The sequence below is a fragment of the Pseudomonas sp. TE3-3-F2023 genome, assembly GCF_036784815.1.
GTDB lineage: Bacteria > Pseudomonadota > Gammaproteobacteria > Pseudomonadales > Pseudomonadaceae > Aquipseudomonas > Aquipseudomonas pudica.
Window position 1 is genome coordinate 2371530 of record NZ_CP145113.1, and the last position, 19795, is coordinate 2391324.

A 19795-nucleotide genomic window follows, 5' to 3' on the forward strand; every position below is an offset into this window, starting at 1 on the left:
CTTTTACCGACAAACCATCTAAAAATCGGGAGTGATCATGGAGCCAGCGTTCTGGCAGCAGCGGTGGGCCGACAACCAGATCGGCTTTCACCAGGCGCAGGTGAACCCCTATCTGCAGAAGTATTGGCCAACGCTTGGCCTTGCGCCGGGCAGCCGCGTGCTGGTGCCGTTGTGCGGCAAGAGCCTGGACCTGGCCTGGTTGGCCGGGCAGGGGTATCGCGTGTTGGGCGTAGAGCTGTCGCGGCGGGCGGTGGAGGCATTCTTCCGCGAGCATGGGCTGCAGGCCGAGGTACAGCAGCGTGGGGCTTTCGAGGTTTGGCGCAGTGGTGACGTCGAGCTCTGGTGTGGGGATTTCTTTGCGTTGCAGGCAGAGGATGTCGGCGACTGCGCGGGGCTGTATGACCGGGCGGCGTTGATTGCCTTGCCCTCGCAGATGCGTGTGGCTTACATGCGGTTGTTGTCGCGCTTGCTGCCGACGGGTTGCCAAGGGTTGGTGGTGACTCTGGATTATGACCAATCCTTGCTGGGCGGGCCGCCGTTTTCGGTAGGAGATGAAGAGCTGCGACAAGGGTTTGCCGGGTGGCAGCTGGATGAGCTGGAGGCTGTGGAGGTGATTGAAGAAAGCCCGAAGTTTTTGCAGGCCGGGGTATCGAGCTTGTTGGAGCGGGTTTGCCGGGTCAGCCGCTGACAGGTGTGTAGCCTGTCTTGGCCCTTTCGCGGGTGAACCCGCTCCCACAGGTACTGCACAATCCTCAAGGTAAGTGGTGAACCTGTGGGAGCGGGTTTACCCGCGAAGAGGCCGGCACAGGTGTACAAAAAAGGGCGACCGAAGTCGCCCTTTGTTTCTACCGGTTGGATCAACCGCGACGGCGCAGTGCCTCGATACGGTCTTCCAGCGGCGGGTGGCTCATCAGCAGCCCGGCCAGGCCGTGCTTCAGGCCACCATTGATGCCGAAGGCCTTCATGGTGTCGGGCATGTGCACCGGCAGGCCTTGCTCCACGCGCAGGCGCTGCAGGGCGCCGATCATCGCCGCGGTACCGGCAAGCTGAGCACCGGCTTCGTCGGCGCGGTATTCGCGGCGGCGCGAGAACCACATCACGATCATGCTGGCCAGAATGCCCAGGATCAGCTCGGCAACGATGGTCGCCACGTAGTAGGCAATGCCCTGGCCTTCTTCGTTCTTGAAGATCACCTTGTCGACGAAGTTGCCGATGATGCGCGCGAAGAACATCACGAAGGTGTTCACAACGCCTTGCACCAGCGCCAGGGTGACCATGTCGCCGTTGGCCACGTGGCCGATCTCGTGGGCCAGCACTGCGCGCACTTCATCGGGCGAGAAGCGCTCCAGCAGGCCCTGGGACACGGCGACCAGAGCGTCGTTGCGGTTCCAGCCGGTGGCGAAGGCGTTGGCCTCGTATGCCGGGAAGATACCCACCTCGGGCATCTTGATGCCCGCTTCACGGGACAGCTCTTCCACCGTTTGCAGCAGCCACTGTTCGTGGCGGGTGCGCGGCTGGCTGATGATCTGGGTGCCGGTGGTCATCTTCGCCATCCACTTGGAGATGAACAGCGAGACGAGGGAGCCAGCAAAGCCGAACACGGCGCAGAACACCAGCAGGCTGCTGAGATTCAGGTCGACCCCGTTGGCGGCCATGAACCCGTTGAAACCGAACAGGCTCAGGGTAATGCTTGCAACCAGCACCACCGCGAGGTTGGTGGCTACAAACAACAGAATGCGCATCATGGTTGTTACGTTCTCCTGACGGATGAGTTGTCGCTTACTGCGGGGTATATAAGGGGCCGGCCGTGCCGATTCAATCGGGCGACTATTTCAAACTGTGTACGGCGGAGTATGGCAGAGGATGGCGCGGGGGCTGTGGGATAGAGCGTTGCAGGATGTAAGAAAGATCCTGTGGGGTTTTGGAACTGCTTTGCAGCCCATCGCCGGCAAGCCAGCTCCCACAGGGACCCCACAATCTTCAGGCCTGTGGAGATCCTGTGGGAGCTGGCTTGCCGGCGATGAGGCCGGTACTTACTGCGAATAAGTCCGCAGGAAGTTGCCGATCCGGCCAATCGCCGCCTCCAGGTCATCCACTCGCGGCAGGGTGACCACGCGGAAGTGGTCCGGCCACGGCCAGTTGAACGCCGTACCCTGAACGATAAGCAGCTTCTCCGACAGCAGCAGGTCGAGCACGAACTTTTCGTCGTTGTGAATCGGGCAAACCTTCGGGTCGATCTTCGGGAATGCATACAGCGCACCCATCGGCTTCACGCAGCTCACGCCCGGGATGTCGTTCAGCAGCTCGTAGGTGCGGTTGCGCTGCTCCAGCAGGCGGCCCGGCGGCAACACCAGGTCGTTGATGCTCTGGTAGCCGCCCAACGCGGTCTGGATGGCATGCTGGGCAGGCACGTTGGCGCACAGGCGCATGTTGGCCAGCATGTCGATGCCTTCGATGTAGCTTTGCGCGTGGTGCTTGGGCCCGGAGATGATCAGCCAGCCGGAACGGAAGCCCGCCACCCGGTACGACTTGGACAGGCCGTTGAAGGTCAGGCACAGCAGGTCGGGGGCCAGCGAGGCGGTGCTGATGTGCACGGCTTCGTCGTACAGGATCTTGTCGTAGATCTCGTCGGAGAACACCACCAGGTTGTGCTGGCGGGCCAGTTCCAGCATGCCCAGCAGCAGCTCTTTGGAGTACACCGCGCCGGTCGGGTTGTTCGGGTTGATGATCACCAGGGCCTTGGTGTTCGGGGTGATCTTGGCCTTGATGTCCTCAAGGTCGGGGAACCAGTCGGCCTGCTCGTCGCACAGGTAGTGCACCGGCTTGCCGCCGGCCAGGCTCACGGCGGCGGTCCACAGCGGGTAGTCGGGGGCCGGGATCAGCACTTCGTCGCCGTTGTTGAGCAGTGCCTGCATGGACATGACGATCAGCTCGGACACACCATTACCCAGGTAGATGTCTTCGATGCCAACGCCCTCGATCTGCTTCTGCTGGCAGTACTGCATCACCGCCTTGCGCGCGCTGAACAGGCCCTTGGAGTCACTGTAGCCCTGGGCGGTGGGCAGGTTGCGGATCACATCCTGGAGAATTTCGTCAGGCGCCTCGAAGCCAAACGGCGCCGGGTTGCCGATGTTCAGCTTGAGGATGCGGTGGCCTTCCTCTTCCAGGCGCTTGGCGTGCTTGAGCACTGGGCCGCGAATGTCGTAGCAGACATTGGCGAGCTTGTTCGATTTGCTGAACTGCATGATGGGATCCCGATTGAGAAAACGCGCTACGCCCCGCCGAAAGGTTTGAAAGGGCAGGAAGCGGGTGCCAGACTGAACGCCTGGCACACGAAGCCAACTAATATACGTGCCACCCGCGCCCCGGAAAAGACGGTGCGCAGTGAAATTCAGCCTGCCGAGGTCCCTACATGCAAAAGATCGAGAAAACCCTGGAACAATGGCGGTCGATGCTCGACCCCGAGCAGTACCAGGTGTGCCGCCTGAAGGGCACCGAGCGGCCGTTCAGCGGCAAGTACAACAGCGAGCGCCGTGACGGCATCTACCACTGCATCTGCTGCGGCCTGCCACTGTTCGATGCGCAGACCAAGTTCGATTCCGGCTGCGGCTGGCCGAGCTTCTACGCCCCCATCGAAGAAAGCGCGATGATCGAGATCCGCGACACCTCCCACGGCATGATCCGCACCGAAGTCACCTGTGCCCGCTGCGATGCGCACCTGGGCCACGTGTTCCCCGACGGCCCGCCACCGACCGGCCTGCGCTACTGCATCAACTCGGTGTGCATCGACCTGCGCCCGCGCGACTGACCGGAGCCCGACCATGGCTGGATCGATACTGGACATCCCCTGCGTGACCCTGGGCGGCGAGCACAAGAAGCTCGGCGACTTCCCCGGCAAGGCGCTGCTGGTGGTCAATACCGCCAGCCAGTGCGGCTTTACCCCGCAGTACAAGGGCCTGGAACAACTGTGGCAGGCCTATCGCGCGCGTGGTCTGGTGGTGCTGGGCTTTCCCTGCAACCAGTTCGGCAAGCAGGAGCCGGGCGATGCACGGGAAATCGCCCAGTTCTGCGAGCGCAATTTTGGTGTGAGCTTCCCGCTGTTCCGCAAGGTCGAGGTCAACGGGCCCGGCAGTCACCCGCTGTTCGTCGAACTCAAGCAGCGCGCCCCGGGCATTCTGGGTAGCCAGAAGATCAAGTGGAACTTCACCAAGTTCCTGGTCGACCCGGCCTCTGGCCAGGTAACGCGCTACGCCCCCACCACCAAGCCGCAGGCCCTGGAAGCGGATATCGAGCGACTGCTCAGCCGTTGACAGGCACCCAGTGGTCGACCAGCGCCAGCAGCTCTTCACGGCGGAACGGCTTGGCCAGGTAGTCGTTCATGCCCGCTGCGCGGCAGCGCTCGCGTTCTTCGGGCATGGCGTTGGCGGTGAGGGCAACGATCGGCAGATCGGGCCAGCGGCCGCTCTGGCGGATGCGCCGGCTGGCCTCGTAGCCGTCCATCACCGGCATGTTGCAGTCCATCAGCACGAGGTCGAACTCGTCCTGTTCCAGTAGCTCCAGGGCCTCGGCGCCCTGGGTGGCCAGCTGTACCTGGCAGCCGAGCTTGGCCAGCATGCCCTTGGCCACCAGCTGGTTCACCGGGTTGTCTTCCACCAGCAGGATGCGCGCACGGCCTTGTTCCAGGGTAATGGCCGGGGTGGCCAGTGGGTGTTCGGGCTCGTGGCCCTGCAAGGTGCGGCGCAAGGTCTGGTACAGGGCGTTGCGCGCCAGCGGCCGGGCCAGCTGGTGCAGGGGGGCGAGGGTGACCGACTGTTCGCTGGGCAGGAAGTTGCCGTAGGCGGTCACCAGCAAGATCGGTGTCTTCAGCGCCGGGCGCAGTTCGAACAGCTGGTCGAGACTGTCGGTGATCAACAGGTCTATGGCCGTGGCGTCCAACTCCGCGCTGCTGTCATGGCGCTGATAATCAAGGCCCCAGGCGGGCAAAAGGTCCTGCAGCAGTTCATCGAGCCCGCTGCCGGCCGCGCTCAGCGCAGCCACGCGCCCGTGCAATGGGGATGGCGGAATGGCCTCGGTGTGCACGGCCAGCGGCAGCTCGGCGGTGAAGCGGCTGCCGAAGCCCGGGTCGGATTTGATATGCAGGTGGCCCTGCATGGCCTTGCACAGGTTGCGCGTCAGCGCCAGGCCTAGGCCGGTGCCGCCAAACTGGCGGGTGATGCCGGCGCCCGCCTGGGTGAACGGCTGGAAGATCCGCGCCTGGGCTTCTTCGGGGATGCCGATACCGGTGTCGCGCACTTCCAGGCGCACACCGCCGACAATGGTCGCCAGGCGCACATCCACGCGGCCGAAGCGGGTGAACTTGAGGGCGTTGGACAGCAGGTTGCTGACGATCTGCCTTACCCGCGTGGGGTCGCCAAGCACGCTGCTGGGGAAGTCCCGGGCGATCAGGCAGGTCAGCTCCACGCTTTGCGCGGTGTTCTGCGACAGCAGGTTGGCGGTGTCCTCGACCATCGAGCCCATGTCGAACGGAATGCGCTCCAGCTCCAGCTGGCCGGCATCGAACTTGGACAGGTCGAGAATATCGTTGAGCAATTCCACCAGCACCTTGCCGGAGTCATGGGCTATCGCCAGTTGCTGGCGTTGCTCGCTGGGTAGCGGGCTGTCCAGGGCAAGGGCGATCATGCCGAGCATGCCGTTGAGCGGGGTACGGATTTCGTGGCTCATGTTGGCGAGAAAGGCGGCGCGTGCCTGGGCCATGTCCAGCGCCCGGCGTCGGGCTTCTTCCAGCTCCTGGTTGGACAGGCTCAGGCTGTTGTTGCTGGCTTTCAGCTCGTTGGTGCGTGCCGAGACGATATCTTCCAGCTCGTTGAGGTACTGGGTAAGGCGGTTTTCCGCTGTGCGCCGCTGCTCGATCTCGGTGGCCATGCTGACGAACTGCTGGTTTGCGACTTTCACCAGTACGCCGATCTCGTCGTTTTCGTGGCCGTGCGGGCAGGCCAGGCGGGTTTGTCGGGGCTTGCGCGGGTCGCTGCCGCTGAGCGCGCCGATGACTGTCACCAGCGGTTTGGTCAGCATCATGTAGAACAGCGCCAGCAAGATGCCGGTCAACACCAGGCTGCGGGCGAAGCCGTTGAGCAGGGTTATGCCGGCGCGGTCGAGGAAGCGGCTGCCGAAGGCGTAGGTATCCACCTCCAGGTACAGCGTGCCGAGGTCCTCGTCGGGCATATGGGTGAGGTACAGGCGCTCCTTGAACTGGCGTTGCTCGCCGAACAGGAAGTCGCTGAGCGGTCGGTAGCGGTCCTGCAGGCGCGGCCTCTCGACATCGGCCAGCACCGTTTCGTTGTTGTCGCTCAGCCGCGCGCGGATGATTGCCGGCGACTCCAGCAAGCCGCGAGTCAGCTCCAGCGCCAGTTCCGAATCGATGTTGTAGGCAATGCGCGAGGCCGGGTTGTGGCTGATTTGCAGCAAGGCGCGCACTTCGCGGTTGATGGACGCGTCTTCGCTGGCATAATCGATGCCTATCTGGATGAGACTGAGCAATGTTCCCAGGATGAAGCCGACCAGGACTGTCAACCGGGCTTGCTTGTATGACAGGCGATTGGTGAACTTGATATCCATGTGTCCCGAGCCGGTTTCACGTCCCTTGCGCTGCGCAAGCATAGCCGATCAACCCCGGCTGCTGGTGGGTCTGTCTGTTCATTTCAGTTGATCGCCAAGCGGGGGCCGCTTTGCGCCCCTTCGCGGGCTTGCCCGCTCCCACAGGTATATCACTGCCCTCGAGATTTGCAGTGTACCTGTGGGAGCGGGCAAGCCCGCGAAGGGGCGCGCAGCGGCCCCAAAAAACTGAAATTCGTAGGAGTCGTCATGGACGCTCGCTTGATTGCTTTCCTGGACCGTGCCGAATCGGTACTGGCCCGCCTCGAACCTCTGTTGCCGGCCCAGCGCCCGGACATCGACTGGGCCACCACCCTGGCCGCGCGCTGGCAGCGCGATGGCCGCAGCGGCTACCTGCTGCCGCTGGAAGTAAGCCTGGACATTCGCCTCAGCGACCTGATTGGCGTCGACCATCAGCGTGACCAGCTGGGCCGCAACACCCATCAGTTCATCAACGGCATGCCGGCCAACCATGCATTGCTGTGGGGCTCGCGCGGCACCGGCAAGTCGTCGCTGGTACGTGCCCTGCTGGCCGAGCACGCCGGTGCCGGCCTGCGCCTGATCGAAATCGAACGCGACCACCTGGCCGACCTGCCACGGGTGGTCGAGCAACTGCAGAAACTGCCGCAGCGCTTCATCCTGTTCTGCGACGACCTGTCGTTCGAAGCCGGGGAGGGCGACTACCGGGTGCTCAAGAGCGTGCTCGACGGCTCACTCGAGCAGGCTCCGGACAACGTGCTGCTGTACGCCACTTCCAATCGCCGCCACCTGGTACCGGAGAAGGAAAGCGACAACGAGAACTGGAAGCGCGTGGACGGCGAGCTGCACCCCAGTGAAGCGGTAGAAGACAAGATTGCCCTGTCCGACCGTTTTGGCCTGTGGCTGTCGTTCTACCCCTTCACCCAGGAACACTTCCTGAACGTGGTCGAGCACTGGATCGGCCAGCTCGCACAAACTGCCGGCCTGGCCTGGCAGCGCAGCGAAGAACTCGACATCCTCGCCGTGCGCTGGGCCACCGGCCGCGGTAACCGTAATGGCCGTTGTGCCTATCAGTTCGCCCGCTACTGGGTCGGGCTGCAATTGCTGGAGCAAAAGTAAATGATCGACCTCAATGCCAGTGGCGCCGGCCTCGACGGCTACAACCTGCTGGCGGCGCAAGTGCAGGCGCTGTTTGCCGACGAGCGTGACTTCATCGCCAATGCCGCGCAGTTTTCGGCATTCCTCTATAACCAGGTGGACGACCTCAACTGGGCGGGCTTCTACCTCAACCGCAACGAAGAACTGGTGCTGGGCCCGTTCCAGGGCCAGGTGGCGTGCGTGCGCATCCCGTTCAGCAAGGGTGTGTGCGGAGCGGCAGCGGCCACTCGGCAGACCCAGCGGGTAGAGGACGTGCATGCGTTCCCGGGGCACATTGCCTGTGACAGCGCGTCCAACAGCGAGCTGGTGATCCCGCTGGTGAAGGAGGGCAGGTTGATTGGTGTGCTGGACCTGGACAGCCCGAAGCTTGGGCGCTTCAGTGAGGCGGATCAGGTGGGGCTGGAGCGGTTGGCGGCGATCTTCCTGGAGCTGACCGACTGCTGATGGTCGTTGCCTGTACCGGCCTCTTCGCGATTAAAGCCGCTCCCACAAGGATGGCATCAAGCCTGAGGGCGAGGCGGTCCCCGTGGGAGCGGCTTTAGCCGCGAAGAGGCCGGTAAAGGTTAAAGCATCAGTCGTACATCACCTTCTTCTTCCAGGTCTCTTCCTCATCGGTCTTGAGCCCCTGGGTCAGTTCATTCTGCTCGTCCTCCGCCGGAGCCATGCGGTCCAGCACCTGGGCGTTGGCCCGGGCCAGCAGCTTCTCCAGGTACGTAAGCTGCTCCTCATAAACCTTTGGTTCCGGCTGTTTGCGCAGGTACTGCACGCCGCGCTCGAACGCAAGTCGCGCCTGGCCTGGCTGGTTCTGCTGGAGGGCCTGCTGGCCTAGGTTGTTGAAGAACTCGATATGCAACAGCACCAGAATATGGCGGATTTCCTTGACCCATTGCTTTGCCTCGGGCGTGGGCAGGAAGCCCTCCTGGGCGGCGCGGGTCACCTGGTTGTGCAACGCCTCCAGCAGGAAGCGCACATCCTTGGCCTTGATCTCGGTCTGGATCGGGTTGGGCGGGTTGTTCACCGGTATCTGCCCGCCCTGGGCAATCAGCCTCTCCAGTTCGGCGATGCGCGCCTTGATTTCGGCATTGTGCTTGTCCATCGCCAGTTGACGCTGGTTGAGGTTGAGCTCCAGGCGGGTCAGCAGCAACTTCAGCGCCGGTGTCATGAACTGGCCTGGGAAGGTCTCGGTGATTTCGCCACAGCGGCGCAGGCGGTCGGCCAGCTCGACCTTCATCCGGGCGCGCTCGAGCTTGCCGTTCTCGACCACATTGTTTAGGTAGCCGATCACGATCAGCAACGCGATACCCGCCACGATGAGCAGGGTGATCAGAAGTGGTGTCACCGTTAATGCCTCATTGAAGAAGAATTACACCCTTGAGTGTAGTGAGTTCGTCTGGGGACGAACAGCGGCTATATACCTGTACCGGCCTATTCGCGGCTAAAGCCGCTCCCACAGGGATCGCACCGCCCTCAGGCTTCGTGCGGTCCTTGTGGGAGCGGCTTTAGCCACGAAGAGGGCGGTGCAGGTACCCCTCTCTCTATATCGACAACCCGGCCCGCAACTGCACCCCTACCTACCCGGAAGTCATTGATTTAAATAAATTTCTACAAAGGGGTTGACGCCTGTCCGAACCATCCATAGAATGCGCGCCACTTGCAGCGTAAAGCACACAGCGAAACGCGGCAGGGAGTGAAAGCAGGCAGTAATGCCAGCAGCGTGTCCCCTTCGTCTAGTGGCCTAGGACACCGCCCTTTCACGGCGGTAACAGGGGTTCGAGTCCCCTAGGGGACGCCAAATTGCGGGAATAGCTCAGTTGGTAGAGCACGACCTTGCCAAGGTCGGGGTCGCGAGTTCGAGTCTCGTTTCCCGCTCCAGTTTCTCCGGCAGCGCCTAATGGTGGGGCAGGAAAAGAAAATCCAGGCTGAATCGTGAGGTTCAAACCTGGTGCACTGAAAAGTGTCGTGTGTCCCCTTCGTCTAGTGGCCTAGGACACCGCCCTTTCACGGCGGTAACAGGGGTTCGAGTCCCCTAGGGGACGCCATTTGCGGGAATAGCTCAGTTGGTAGAGCACGACCTTGCCAAGGTCGGGGTCGCGAGTTCGAGTCTCGTTTCCCGCTCCAGTTCAATACTGTGGCGTCTATGCGGTGCAGTGGTGGTGAAGGTCTTCAAGGCGCTTCACGCCGATAGTGGTACAGCTTCACAATGCGGGAATAGCTCAGTTGGTAGAGCACGACCTTGCCAAGGTCGGGGTCGCGAGTTCGAGTCTCGTTTCCCGCTCCAAATCGAAGAACGAAGAAAGGGACGCAAGTCCCTTTCTTCGTTTTCGCCTTGCTGAAATTGGCCTGCCAAGGCGCCCTGTCGCAAGGCGCCTTTGGTTTGCTCACTTGTAGCTGATGGTGAATTTCAACGAGGCCTTTGCTTCGCCATCCTTCACCTTACGGTCGAGCTGGAAGTAGCGTGCCTTGAAGTCCAGAACGGTATCGCCGACGTTCAGTTGTTTCACCTCGACGGCTTTCTGCAGCGGCAGTGGCCGCCCGTCACCGTGCATGATCTGGATACCGAAGCCGTCTGCCGTGGAACCCGTGCCCAGGCTGAAGACCCCCTGATCGGCGTCTACCACCGATGAGCCGTTGGTGCCGTCCAGTTCGATATGGGCGAAGGCCGTGGGCGCGGTACTGTCGTCATCGCAGTCGCTGAGGCGGATGTTGAACGCCACCTCGGTGCCCACTGGCCCAGGGCCGGTAAAATCAGCGAGCGTGTGGTCTGCAAACCTGACCGGGTCGGCGCTGACTGGGTTGCCCAGCAACTTGCATTGCGCTTGCCTGATCTTGCCACGTACGCTGAAGTCCATGACCTTGCCTTTGTCATTGGTAAGCCCGTGGAACAATTCTCTGTTCAGGTCGTATTCGCCTGCAGGTATCGGGCCGGTCTTGATCAGTTGCAAGGTGCCTCTGAAGTTGGCCACTCTCGCAGCGAATCCTGTATCCGTGCGCATGGTGCCCTTGTAAGGAATGGTCAGTTTGTTGTCGTCGGGTGTGAACGAATTGTACGCCGCACCTGTGAAGGGTGGGCCCACGGTGACGATGGCACCGATACCGTCGATGTTGGTGAGTAGCACTCTGTCGGCAAAACGCTGACCCTGAACAGGCACACCCAAGGCCATGGCCGTTGAGGCGGGCATGCTGAAGGTCGTAGGGGGCGAGGCCTCATAAAAACAGTGCAGTGCCGCCCTCGAGTCGTTCGGAACATTCAATGGGATGCTGGCAATCTCGCTCCCGATTGGGGCGTCCCGTGGTACCCAGCGGGTGCCCACGTCAAGATTGAAGCTCATGTAGGTAGCGCCCGTTTGCCAATCGCATTTGGCCTGTGCCTCGCTGCAGAGCAGCCCCAATGCCAAGGCGCAGGCAGCGGTGACGGCAGGGCGCGGTGCCGTGCATCGAAATGTGCTCATGAGGTGTGTTCCTGGTGATTCATGTCGGTTTGGGTTGAAGACGGTGCATGCCGGGGTTGGCACGTTAACGTTTTCAGGCGGTAGCCATTGACCTGGGGAATTTCGCCGGGGTTGACCGTCACCTGGCATTCGCGGGTGGCTTGGTCTGCCCACCGCGCGTGCAATTGCTGGAGCCCCGGTACATCGCTGGCGACCAGCGCCTGGCCGGCCTGGCCGACCACCGCCAAGACATTGCCCTGGGCATCGCTTATCTGTGTGCCGAATGGCAATGGGCGCCCGTCCGCCTGCTGCAGGGTCAGGACCATGCGCATCACCTGGCGGCTGGGGAAGCTGGCTTTGACGATGGCGCCCCGGCGTGGCACAACCTGTTGCGTGGCATTGTCGATGATGGTCTCCGGCGAAAGCTCGTCGGTATCCAGCAACAGCGAATTCAGCCGGTAAGGGCGCAGGTTCGATGCCAGCAGGTAGCCCTGGCGGTTGGCCTGGCTCGACGGCGTGTTTGCCAGGGTGATGCCGGCAACGTCAGGCACGTGCACCAGGGCGCCGGTCTCGCCCATGTAGGGGCCCAATACGATGCCAGAACCGTGGGCCAGCAGAGCACCGCTGGCGTTGAGCGACACACTGCGGTAGTCGGCACCCTGGGTGTAGCCGCCCCCGTAGCTGACGTTGGTCCCTTGATGGGCCAGGGACAGTGCGCCGCTGGTGTTGTTTTGCTGGTCGTTGCTCAGCGATACCTGGTAGCCGAGCTGGTTGTTCATCATCCCGCCGCTGAGGCTGGCACGCTCGCTGTAGCGGCCGTCATAGCGTTGCAGGTCGAAACTGGCGGTATGGCGGCGGCCAAAATCCAGGGGCAGCGACAGGCTCAGGCCGAACATGCGGTTATCGCCGGTGTTGTCGGTCAGGGCCTGGGAGGCGAACAGGTTGATGCTCACGTCACGCCAGCGCGTGTTGTACTGCACCTGGTACTGACGGCGTTGGGCAGTGCTGCCCCAGTAATCATCCTGCGAGAACGTAAGGCTCAGCGAGCCATTGCCGACATTCTGGTAGACCGAAGCTTCCAGTCGGCTACGGCGGTTGCCCAGGTAATGCGCGGACTGGTTGCGTTCCCGGACGGCCTCGACAAAATCGCGGTAGCCTTCGGTCGAATAACGGTAGCCGGCGAAGCGCAGATTGGTACCGGTTGCGAAGCTCTTGCCATAACGCGTGGTAAAGCTCTGCCCTTGCACCTGGCCTTTCAAGCTGTCGAGGTCGGTGTTTGCGTGGGTGACGTCGAACGACAGCGCACCCAGATCGGCGAAGTCACGGGCGACACCCAAGGCGCCGGCGCGGTAGTAATCGCTGGTGAACACACCGCCATACAGCGTGCTGTCCCAGACTCCGCCCCGGGCCAGCGTGCCCTCCCAGAACCGTGGCCGGTCCAGCTCCTCGGCCCCGTTGTAGCGACCCACGGTTGCGCTGTAGCGCCATACACCCTCGCGCAGCAGGTTGCCCAGTGACGAATAGGGTTGGGTGAAACGGCGTACCTGCCCATCGGCTTCTGTAAGGATCACCTCCAGTTCACCATGGCTGGCACCGACACTGAGGTCATCGATGGCGTATGGCCCGGGTGCCACGTAGGTGGAGTAGATCGGGTAGCCGTTGTGCAGCACCTCCAGTTTCGCGCGGGTCTGGGCTACCCCGCGGATCACCGGGGCGTACTGTTGTTCGGTGTCGGAGTACATGTCCAGGTCCGAAGCCAGCCGTGCGCCGACGAAGGGCACGCTGCGAAACACTTCGTCGCCAGTGGAGGTTTCGCCCAGGGTGATGTTGGCCCGCAGCCCCGGCACATCGCTTTGCGCATAAGTGTCGCTGTGGCGACTGTCGAACTGGCCATCGGTGCTGTCACGAAGCGCCTGGGTGCTGCGCAGGCGCCAGCCGGCGACATTGATGCCGCTGTTCAGGTACAGGTCCTGGCTGCTGCGGCGGCGGCCGCTGTCGCTGCTGTAGTGCTGTGCCGATGCCTGGTAGTTGACGAACGCGGCAGTGATGCCGGCATCCCAGCTCGCTTCGGGTACTGACCCCGCGGTGTGTCGGCGCAGGGCGATCTGGGGGATGGACAATGCCAGGTGCAGGCGTTGTGGGTCGAAGTCGGCCTGTGCCTGGGGCACCATGACGGCCAGGTCCACGCAGCTGTCATCGGTGGGCAATGGCGTATCGAGGGCTTCTTCGCGCAGGTCGAAGGCGCGCAGCAGTTCGCCGGTCAGGCAGGCCTGCAGGCCTTGCCCGTCGTTATTGTGAATGTCGATCTCGCGCGTGTAGGGCGTGGTGTCATTGACCACGACCTGCACGCGGTAGCGCCCGGCTGCCAGAGGGGTTTGCTCGGCCAGCGCTTGCAGGGCAAAGGCGCCGGCCTCGCTGGCCTGGCCTGCGGCCTGGTGCATGAACTCGGCCTGGAAGCGCGGCGTGGCGGCGAAGGTTGGCGTGATCAACAGCAGTAGTAATGAACTGCCCACCAACGCGGGCAGTGGAGGTGTCAAGGCAGGCCTGCGGCAGTGAAGCTTGGGCATGGAAGGTCCCTAGGGCACCCTTGGCTCCGGGGCTGAGACAGGAGCTGGGGCTTGGCTGTATGCAGAAGGCGGCATGCATCAGGGGAGGCTGACGGCGCCGGGTTCGGGACCGACAGGGTAGGGAGGGAGGTCTGAGGCGGATGTAGGAACAGTCTTGCGCGCTGTAGAGAGATATGGACAGGGGAGGGGTGGTGACTCCCGGCGAATATTGCTGCCGGGAGCGCCGTCTGATTGAAAACCTATGCGTCTTGGAATGTGAGGGCGGTGAAGCGTGTCGGGTCGGGTTTGAGGATCAAGGCCAAGGCCGGACCGTCGGTTTATTTACGTAAACGGGCGGCCTTACATATCGATAGTCTCCTTGACTACCAGAATTAGACGTTGACAACGATGAAGCGGATATCGGTGAAGATGAAGGCGGTGTTTGCAGCGCCGGGGTGTTTCCGGACGATAGGGGAGTCAACTCGATGGCTTCAGCGTAAGTTGGCGGCGGTAATTCGTCGTAAGACGGAGGTGGTGCATTCAATCTAGTTGCCAGTGAACGGTTGTCCGCTGCTGAAAGACGGCTCTGCATGTTTGATGCGTGGTTTGTTGATATAGGATTGCGGTTCGCTTGAGTAGGGTAGGATACCCTCCTTGGGAAACGTGAGGGTCTAGGACGATATAGTCCAGGTCTGGCCGAGCCCAATAAAGTAACCCCAATGCCAATGGTGCTGATTACCGCACCTACAATAGTGAGTGTTTTTGAAACATTAGGATTTTTCTTTATAAGTATTGTTCCCGCGATCTGTATGCCCAAGCCGAGAGCTTGCGTAGTCATACCGGCCCAGGTTATGGGAGATACGGCTGCCAAAGGGACACCATATAGTGAGAGGATGGCTGATCCAAGGAGCATGACGCCAAACAAACCCACCAGAGTCCATTTCACGCCGCTCTCCGCCCCCCCCTCGTCATCTTCGTACTCAGCCACGCCAATGTCAGCGAGCGGCTGCACCTTATGCCCCGTAGGGTCCCCCCACTTGACCGGGTTGCCCAGGGCATACAGGTAGGGGTTGATCCCGACCTCTTCCGGTGGCATCGAGTCGAGGCTGTTGAAGCCGTATTCCGGGGTGTAGGCGCGGTAACCGCTGCCCAGCAGGTAGCAGCCCGTGGCCTCCTCGCGAAGCTCGCCGTTGAACGCCAGCAGGCAGTGCATGCCGTTGTCGTCCTGGCGTTCGCCATAGGCGGTGTAGCTGGCGTGGCGGGAGCCTTCGGCGTCCACCTCGGTGACGATGCTGCCGGCATTGTCGGTCAGCAGCAGCAGCGGGTCGGTGGGGGCGTCCGAGCGCTGCACCGCCAGGGCATGGGTGTCACCCAGCAGGTACTGGGTCAGCAGGCTGCCTTCCCGGGTGGCCTCCAGCCGATGGTCCTGGTAGCGCCGCTGCACCTTGCGGGCCCCGTCACCATGCACGCTGGCCAGCAACTGGTCATGGCCGTCGTACAGGTAATGCACCCGTTCACTGCCGTCGGTCTCGCGCACACGCTCCAGGCGGCCTCGCAGGTCGTACTCCAGCGGGCGCCCTTGCTCGTCGTTGAGCCTGTTGCCGCGCGCATCGTAGGTGAAGGCCTGTGTGGCCGGGTAGTCTTCGAGCAGGGTGTGGGTCACCTCGGTCAACTGGAAGCTGTCATCGCTTGCATAGCTGAACTTCGCAGTGTCCTTGCTGCCATCGGCAAACCGCGTCAGGCAGCGCTCGAGGTTGTCCATGGCATCGAAGGCGTAGGTCTTGGCGCAGATGGCGCGGCCCTTGGCGTTGCGCGGCAAGGCCTGCCAGCGTTCGCTCGTTTCGTCCTCTTCGTCCCAGTCGCCCAGGTAATCCTGGATCACCAGGCGGTTGAGTGCGTCATATTCGAACATTTCCTGGCGCAGGCACTCGTGTTCGTCCGCATCGGTGAGGTTGTAGAGGGTGCGTGACTTCAACGTGGTGCCGTCCAGCCATTGCAGCTCCAGCATTTGCGTCTGGTCGGGGGTTTGCAGCGTGCGCCGGTGCTCACGGCCCAGGTCGTCGTAGGTCTGGGTGGTGCGCACATAGCGGTTTTCCGGGTCGCGGGTGTCACGGGTGGTAAGGGTGTGCAGCCGGCCCATGCTGTCGTAGGCGAGCACGGCCTGCAGGTGGCCCTGGGTGACGCTGGTCAGCCGCGCCAGTGGGTCATGCTCGTACAGGCAGGCGTCGCCGTCACTGTGCTTGCGATAGAGCAGGCGGCCTTGCAGGGAGTGACGGTTGTCGATGGTGTACTGCTGCGCATCGGTGCCGTTCCATTCTTCCCGGGCCAGGTACCCCTGGTCGGTGTAGGCGTAGACGCGGGCCCCCTGCTCGTTGCCGGCGCTGACCACTTCGGCACTGCTGGGGCGGTAGGCGAACGTGGCTTCGTTGGCGGCCTGTGGCCCTTGCGCGTCTTCCAGGGTGGTGCTGATCAGGGTGGGCTCGGGGGTCAGTGCCGGCTTGTAGTCGTAGCGCTCGACCTGTTTGGGCTTGTCTTTGTGGGCCGGGTCGGTGTTGCTGAAGGTGCGGGTGTCCACCAGGTCGGTCTGGCCGCGGTACTGGTAGGTTTCCACACGCGGGCCAACCGTTACGCTGGTCAGGCGTTCGAGCCCGTCGAAGCTGCGTTTGCACACCGGTCGCGGTGCTGCGCCGCTGTGCGCGCGGATTTCCAGCAGGGTGGTGAGTTCTGCGGTACTGCGTTCGTCAAAGGTGCGCGTCAGCACGCTGCCATTGGGGCGCACGGTTTCGAAGTGGCGTTTCCAGGCGTCATACCGGTATTCGGTGACGCGCGGCTTGATGTTGTGCTCGGGCGCGAAGCTCAGGGTTTCCTTCACGGCCTGGCCCAGGCCATCGTAGAGGTAGTCGGTGCGGTCGACTTCCACCGGCTTGGCGCCTGCTTCGGCGTCGACGGGCAGGTGCAGGCTGTATTCGTAGACCGGTTTGTCGAAGCGGTTGTACTCCACCACGCGGTGGTTCTGCCTGATGCCCGGCTGGTCGCGGCTTTCCTGCCACTGCTCGATGTGGTTGCCGTCGGTGCCGAAGGGCGAGAACAGGGTGACGAGCTTGACCCCATCCGTTCTTTGCTCCTCGCATCGATTCCCCCAGGCGTCGTAGCGGTAGTGCGAGGTCAGCGCGATGACCTGCTCGTCGGCGTTGTCGCTGCCGGGCGCGGCGGGCACGTAGTCGAACCGGGTCTCGCTGTCGACACGGCCGCGGGTGTCGTAGGTTTTTTCCCAGACCTTGCGGGTGATCCGGGTGCTGGACTGCGGGTCGTCCAGCGCGACCAGGGTGCGCTCTTCGCGCACCGGGCGGTTGAGCCCGTCATGGTAGGTGCGGGTGACCACCTTGTTGACGTCGGTGGTCTCGGCATACCACAGCGTGCGCTGGTTTTCCGTGGCCCTGCCATAGCGATAGGTGCGGCTGGCGGTGTCGGTGTCGCCGGGCGCCACGGTCTCGATGCTCGGCCGGTTGACGATGTCGTAGCCGTAGCGGGTTTGCACGCCGTTGGTGTCTTGCGTTTCGACGGGTTGGTCGCGCAAGGCACTTTGCAGGCTGCTGATGGTTCTTTCCAGCGTGCCACCATGGGGCTTGAAGGTGGTGGTGGTGCGTACCCGGGTCGGCTTGCCGTTGTCATCGTTGCTCTGCTGATGGCGCCATTCGGTGCGCGACCAGGTCTTGCCCAGCTCGGTGGTCTTGAAGTCGATGCGCCCATGCAGGAACGCATTGGCGGGCATGTTCAGGTGGGTGATGTCCTCGCGGCGCAGCAGTTTTTCGCCGCCGTCTACGACTTCCAGCTCCTGTACGCTGTCGACCACCAGCCAGCCGTCGGTGGCCAGCCAGCTGTCGGCCTGCCGGGGTGCCTGCGCGGTGGCCAGCCTGGGCAGCGAGCGGTAGGTGTAGCGTGTGCGCAGGACCTTGGCCGGTTCGCCCTCGGCCGGGTAGACGGTGAGGCTCTTGAGGTTGCGCTTGAAGCCATCGGGGTCGGGCGGGCACCCCTTGGCGCCACTGGCGGGGTAGAACTCGCGCAGCATGATCATGCCGTTGGCGAGGGTTTCCCGCACAAGGTTGCCGTCGGTGTCGTAATCGGTTTCGACCCATTCCTTGCGGTGCAACTGGGTGTCTCGCTGGGTCCAGGTCTTGGTCACCTTTTTCGGCAACTGCACCCGCACGTCCTGGGACTCGAAGCTGCCCGCCTTGTCGTGGTACTCGGTGCTGACGGTGAGGATGCAGCCGGCTTCGTCGGTGACCTGCTCGGTCATCAGGTGGAAGCGGTTGAAGGTGTGCCTGACGGTTTTCGACACCTTGCCATCCAGGTAGTGGCTGACCGTGGTGTGGTAGTTGTAGCTGTTGCCGACGAAGCGGTAGAGCTGGTCGCGGTTGGACTCCTTGTCCCAGACCAGGCCGGATGCGCCGTTGCCCAGGAAGTTTTCGCCGCTGTACTGGTAGGTGGTCTTGATCGCGTGGGCTTCGTCCAGCGGGTCGGGGATTTCCAGGTGCTCGATCACATGGGGCAGGTACTCGTCGATGCCGGGGTACTGGTGGCCGCGTTCCTTGTAGCGGATGCGCTCTTCGCCGCCGAAGGGCCGGGTGAGGCGCTGCAGGAAAGGCATGCCGGCCATGCGGTCGTAGTGGAACGTCCAGTCGAGCTGGTCGCTGGCGGGCATCATCAGGGAGCGCAACTCTTCACCGTCGAACTTCAGGGTGAACTGCTGGTGGGCTTCAGTGCCGGGGTGCACGTGCAATTGCACCTGGCTGTTGCCCTCGAATTCGAGGGTGAGCAGCGATTGATCGAAGTCGTCCGTGATGGACACCAGCCGGCCGAGGTCGTCGTAGCGCAAGTTGATGCCGAGGCCGGCGAGGGTCTCGACCCGTGTCGGCAGGAATATCGAGTCATCGGCGCGGAGGGGCTCGAGGATTTCGCGCAGGTGGTGGGTGTGTGTGACGAGGAAGCGCGGGGTATCGTGGCTGCCGATGTGCTCGAAGGTGAAGGCCTTGAACTTCTGCTCGTGGATCACGGCCGGTTGGCCCGGGCCCTGGTCGGAGACGGCGAAGCTTTCGCCGGTGTACAGGCTGAGCCTATGGGTGCTCAGGTCGTAGCGGCTGAACTTGAAGTCCCAGCCGATGCCGTATCCGGCGTTGAAGGTGTTCAGCGGGTTGAAGGTCAGGTCAACGGGCAGCTTGGGGCCCTGCAGGAAGTTGGCATTGAGCGGTGGCACTTCCAGGGTGAAGCCGTACAGCCCGGTACGCACATCGACGCTGCCATGGGTGTAGCTGGCGAAGTTGGTTGCGTTGCTTTGCAGGGTCATGGTTGTTCTCCATGGACGGGCGCAGCGACAGGAGCGGTTGCATTGGGCTCTCGACGTGGGGCTGAAACCTTGACGATTATTTCGCCGAGTGTGTCTCTGTCTGCAGCATTTTCAGATTTGTCAACGACCAGAATGCCGAGCGCGGTGCGTACGAAGCTGTTCTTTGCGTTGCGAGTGACATACTGATCAATGTCGTTCTTTTCCAGCGATGAAGGCGAATGGGTGGTTTTGAACGTCACCCACCATTTCGGTTTACCGTCCACTCGATCTTTCGATTCCCAGGTAATGGTAGCGGCCGAGGGAATGCCGATCATATGGATCTGCCGTGCTTTAAAGCCGTCTAGCGAAAAGCGAACAGTCTGGTCACTGCCTTCGGCAGGAACTTCGTATGCTCGGTGGTCATTATTCGTGGTGTAAACCGTAATGGTTCCAGCGGTCTTGGCTGTGTCGGGCTGTGTCGGGTTCATGGGGCAGTCCTTTCAGGGCTTTTAAATTGACAGGCACGCCTGTTGCAGGTGCAGAGTAGAAAATCTGGCGTGCGCCGACACCTGGCAAATTTGATAGGTGGATGCACGAGGCCTATGCCTGCGGATGCTGTCCGCGGCGCGAGCACCTGTTATTTCTGCTAGTTGTGAGGCTGGAACATAGCCTCTATAACTTCCTCGCATTCGATTGATTTGACCGCTGCT

General features: G+C 62.4%; 13 protein-coding genes and 5 tRNA genes. 10 read left to right on the plus strand and 8 right to left on the minus strand.

Annotated features, from left to right (window positions below; translation table 11 throughout):
* The first annotated feature begins 37 nt into the window (after positions 1-37).
* A complete protein-coding gene (locus V3314_RS10820) occupies positions 38-688 on the plus strand; it encodes a thiopurine S-methyltransferase (protein WP_108479835.1) in 651 nt (216 codons plus the stop codon).
* 169 nt (positions 689-857) lie between these two features.
* On the opposite strand, the gene htpX is transcribed toward V3314_RS10820, so the two are convergent.
* Both htpX and V3314_RS10830 read right to left on the minus strand, forming a co-directional pair.
* Positions 858-1745 (minus strand): protease HtpX, encoded by an 888-nt coding sequence (htpX, locus tag V3314_RS10825; protein WP_003259721.1) that lies wholly within the window; start codon positions 1743-1745, stop codon positions 858-860.
* Between the two features lie 288 nt (positions 1746-2033).
* Complete coding sequence (locus V3314_RS10830; RefSeq protein WP_023661072.1) at positions 2034-3245, minus strand: pyridoxal phosphate-dependent aminotransferase; 1212 nt, start codon at positions 3243-3245, stop codon at positions 2034-2036.
* Positions 3246-3412: 167 nt separating this feature from the next.
* On the opposite strand from V3314_RS10830, the gene msrB reads away from it, so the two are divergent.
* A complete protein-coding gene (gene msrB, locus V3314_RS10835) occupies positions 3413-3808 on the plus strand; it encodes a peptide-methionine (R)-S-oxide reductase MsrB (protein ID WP_015269381.1) in 396 nt (131 codons plus the stop codon).
* A 13-nt stretch (positions 3809-3821) separates the two neighbouring features.
* A complete protein-coding gene (locus V3314_RS10840) occupies positions 3822-4310 on the plus strand; it encodes a glutathione peroxidase (protein ID WP_015269382.1) in 489 nt (162 codons plus the stop codon).
* Here the strand turns inward: V3314_RS10840 and V3314_RS10845 are convergent.
* Complete coding sequence (locus V3314_RS10845; RefSeq protein ID WP_046615475.1) at positions 4300-6657, minus strand: response regulator; 2358 nt, start codon at positions 6655-6657, stop codon at positions 4300-4302. The genes V3314_RS10840 and V3314_RS10845 overlap by 11 nt on opposite strands.
* Before the next feature lie 204 nt (positions 6658-6861).
* Here V3314_RS10845 and V3314_RS10850 point away from each other — a divergent pair, with 204 nt between their 5' ends.
* Positions 6862-7749, plus strand: a complete 888-nt coding sequence (locus V3314_RS10850) for an ATP-binding protein (RefSeq protein ID WP_338460199.1) — start codon at positions 6862-6864, stop codon at positions 7747-7749.
* On the plus strand, positions 7750-8232 hold the full coding sequence (locus V3314_RS10855) for a GAF domain-containing protein (protein ID WP_003260813.1): 483 nt from the start codon (positions 7750-7752) through the stop codon (positions 8230-8232). It begins immediately after the preceding gene.
* Positions 8233-8359: 127 nt separating this feature from the next.
* Here V3314_RS10855 and V3314_RS10860 read toward each other — a convergent pair whose 3' ends face one another.
* Positions 8360-9127: a hypothetical protein gene (locus V3314_RS10860; RefSeq protein WP_046617062.1), complete on the minus strand. Its 768-nt coding sequence runs from the start codon at positions 9125-9127 to the stop codon at positions 8360-8362.
* Positions 9128-9504: 377 nt separating this feature from the next.
* On the opposite strand from V3314_RS10860, the gene V3314_RS10865 reads away from it, so the two are divergent.
* The 5 genes from V3314_RS10865 to V3314_RS10885 all read left to right on the plus strand — a co-directional run bounded on the left by V3314_RS10865 (position 9505) and on the right by V3314_RS10885 (position 10066).
* A tRNA-Glu gene (locus V3314_RS10865) sits at positions 9505-9580 on the plus strand.
* 4 nt (positions 9581-9584) lie between these two features.
* Positions 9585-9660: transfer RNA gene (locus tag V3314_RS10870), tRNA-Gly, on the plus strand.
* A gap of 91 nt (positions 9661-9751) precedes the next feature.
* A tRNA-Glu gene (locus tag V3314_RS10875) sits at positions 9752-9827 on the plus strand.
* A 3-nt stretch (positions 9828-9830) separates the two neighbouring features.
* Positions 9831-9906, plus strand: a tRNA-Gly gene (locus tag V3314_RS10880).
* An 84-nt stretch (positions 9907-9990) separates the two neighbouring features.
* Positions 9991-10066: transfer RNA gene (locus V3314_RS10885), tRNA-Gly, on the plus strand.
* A 100-nt stretch (positions 10067-10166) separates the two neighbouring features.
* On the opposite strand, the gene V3314_RS10890 is transcribed toward V3314_RS10885, so the two are convergent.
* The 4 genes from V3314_RS10890 to V3314_RS10905 form a co-directional block, all read right to left on the minus strand.
* Complete coding sequence (locus V3314_RS10890) at positions 10167-11117, minus strand: fimbrial protein (RefSeq protein WP_338460200.1); 951 nt, start codon at positions 11115-11117, stop codon at positions 10167-10169.
* 116 nt (positions 11118-11233) lie between these two features.
* Positions 11234-13783, minus strand: coding sequence for a fimbria/pilus outer membrane usher protein (locus tag V3314_RS10895; protein ID WP_338460201.1), 2550 nt, complete (start codon positions 13781-13783; stop codon positions 11234-11236).
* Positions 13784-14075: 292 nt separating this feature from the next.
* Entirely contained in the window at positions 14076-19106 is a 5031-nt protein-coding gene (locus V3314_RS10900; protein ID WP_338460202.1) for an RHS repeat-associated core domain-containing protein, read from the minus strand.
* Positions 19103-19573: a hypothetical protein gene (locus V3314_RS10905; protein ID WP_338460203.1), complete on the minus strand. Its 471-nt coding sequence runs from the start codon at positions 19571-19573 to the stop codon at positions 19103-19105. Before V3314_RS10905 ends, V3314_RS10900 begins: the two co-directional genes overlap by 4 nt.
* Positions 19574-19795: the final 222 nt, after the last annotated feature.

Excerpts from the sequence above, each read along its gene's own strand:
- V3314_RS10855 (WP_003260813.1), top strand. The coding sequence starts at position 7,750 with ATGATCGACCTCAATGCCAGTGGCGCCGGCCTCGACGGCTACAACCTG.
- V3314_RS10845 (WP_046615475.1), bottom strand. The coding sequence starts at position 6,657 with ATGCTTGCGCAGCGCAAGGGACGTGAAACCGGCTCGGGACACATGGAT.
- V3314_RS10850 (WP_338460199.1), top strand. The coding sequence starts at position 6,862 with ATGGACGCTCGCTTGATTGCTTTCCTGGACCGTGCCGAATCGGTACTG.
- V3314_RS10830 (WP_023661072.1), bottom strand. The coding sequence starts at position 3,245 with ATGCAGTTCAGCAAATCGAACAAGCTCGCCAATGTCTGCTACGACATT.
- V3314_RS10820 (WP_108479835.1), top strand. The coding sequence starts at position 38 with ATGGAGCCAGCGTTCTGGCAGCAGCGGTGGGCCGACAACCAGATCGGC.
- htpX (WP_003259721.1), bottom strand. The coding sequence starts at position 1,745 with ATGATGCGCATTCTGTTGTTTGTAGCCACCAACCTCGCGGTGGTGCTG.
- V3314_RS10905 (WP_338460203.1), bottom strand. The coding sequence starts at position 19,573 with ATGAACCCGACACAGCCCGACACAGCCAAGACCGCTGGAACCATTACG.
- msrB (WP_015269381.1), top strand. The coding sequence starts at position 3,413 with ATGCAAAAGATCGAGAAAACCCTGGAACAATGGCGGTCGATGCTCGAC.
- V3314_RS10890 (WP_338460200.1), bottom strand. The coding sequence starts at position 11,117 with ATGAGCTTCAATCTTGACGTGGGCACCCGCTGGGTACCACGGGACGCC.
- V3314_RS10840 (WP_015269382.1), top strand. The coding sequence starts at position 3,822 with ATGGCTGGATCGATACTGGACATCCCCTGCGTGACCCTGGGCGGCGAG.
- V3314_RS10900 (WP_338460202.1), bottom strand. The coding sequence starts at position 19,106 with ATGACCCTGCAAAGCAACGCAACCAACTTCGCCAGCTACACCCATGGC.
- V3314_RS10895 (WP_338460201.1), bottom strand. The coding sequence starts at position 13,783 with ATGCCCAAGCTTCACTGCCGCAGGCCTGCCTTGACACCTCCACTGCCC.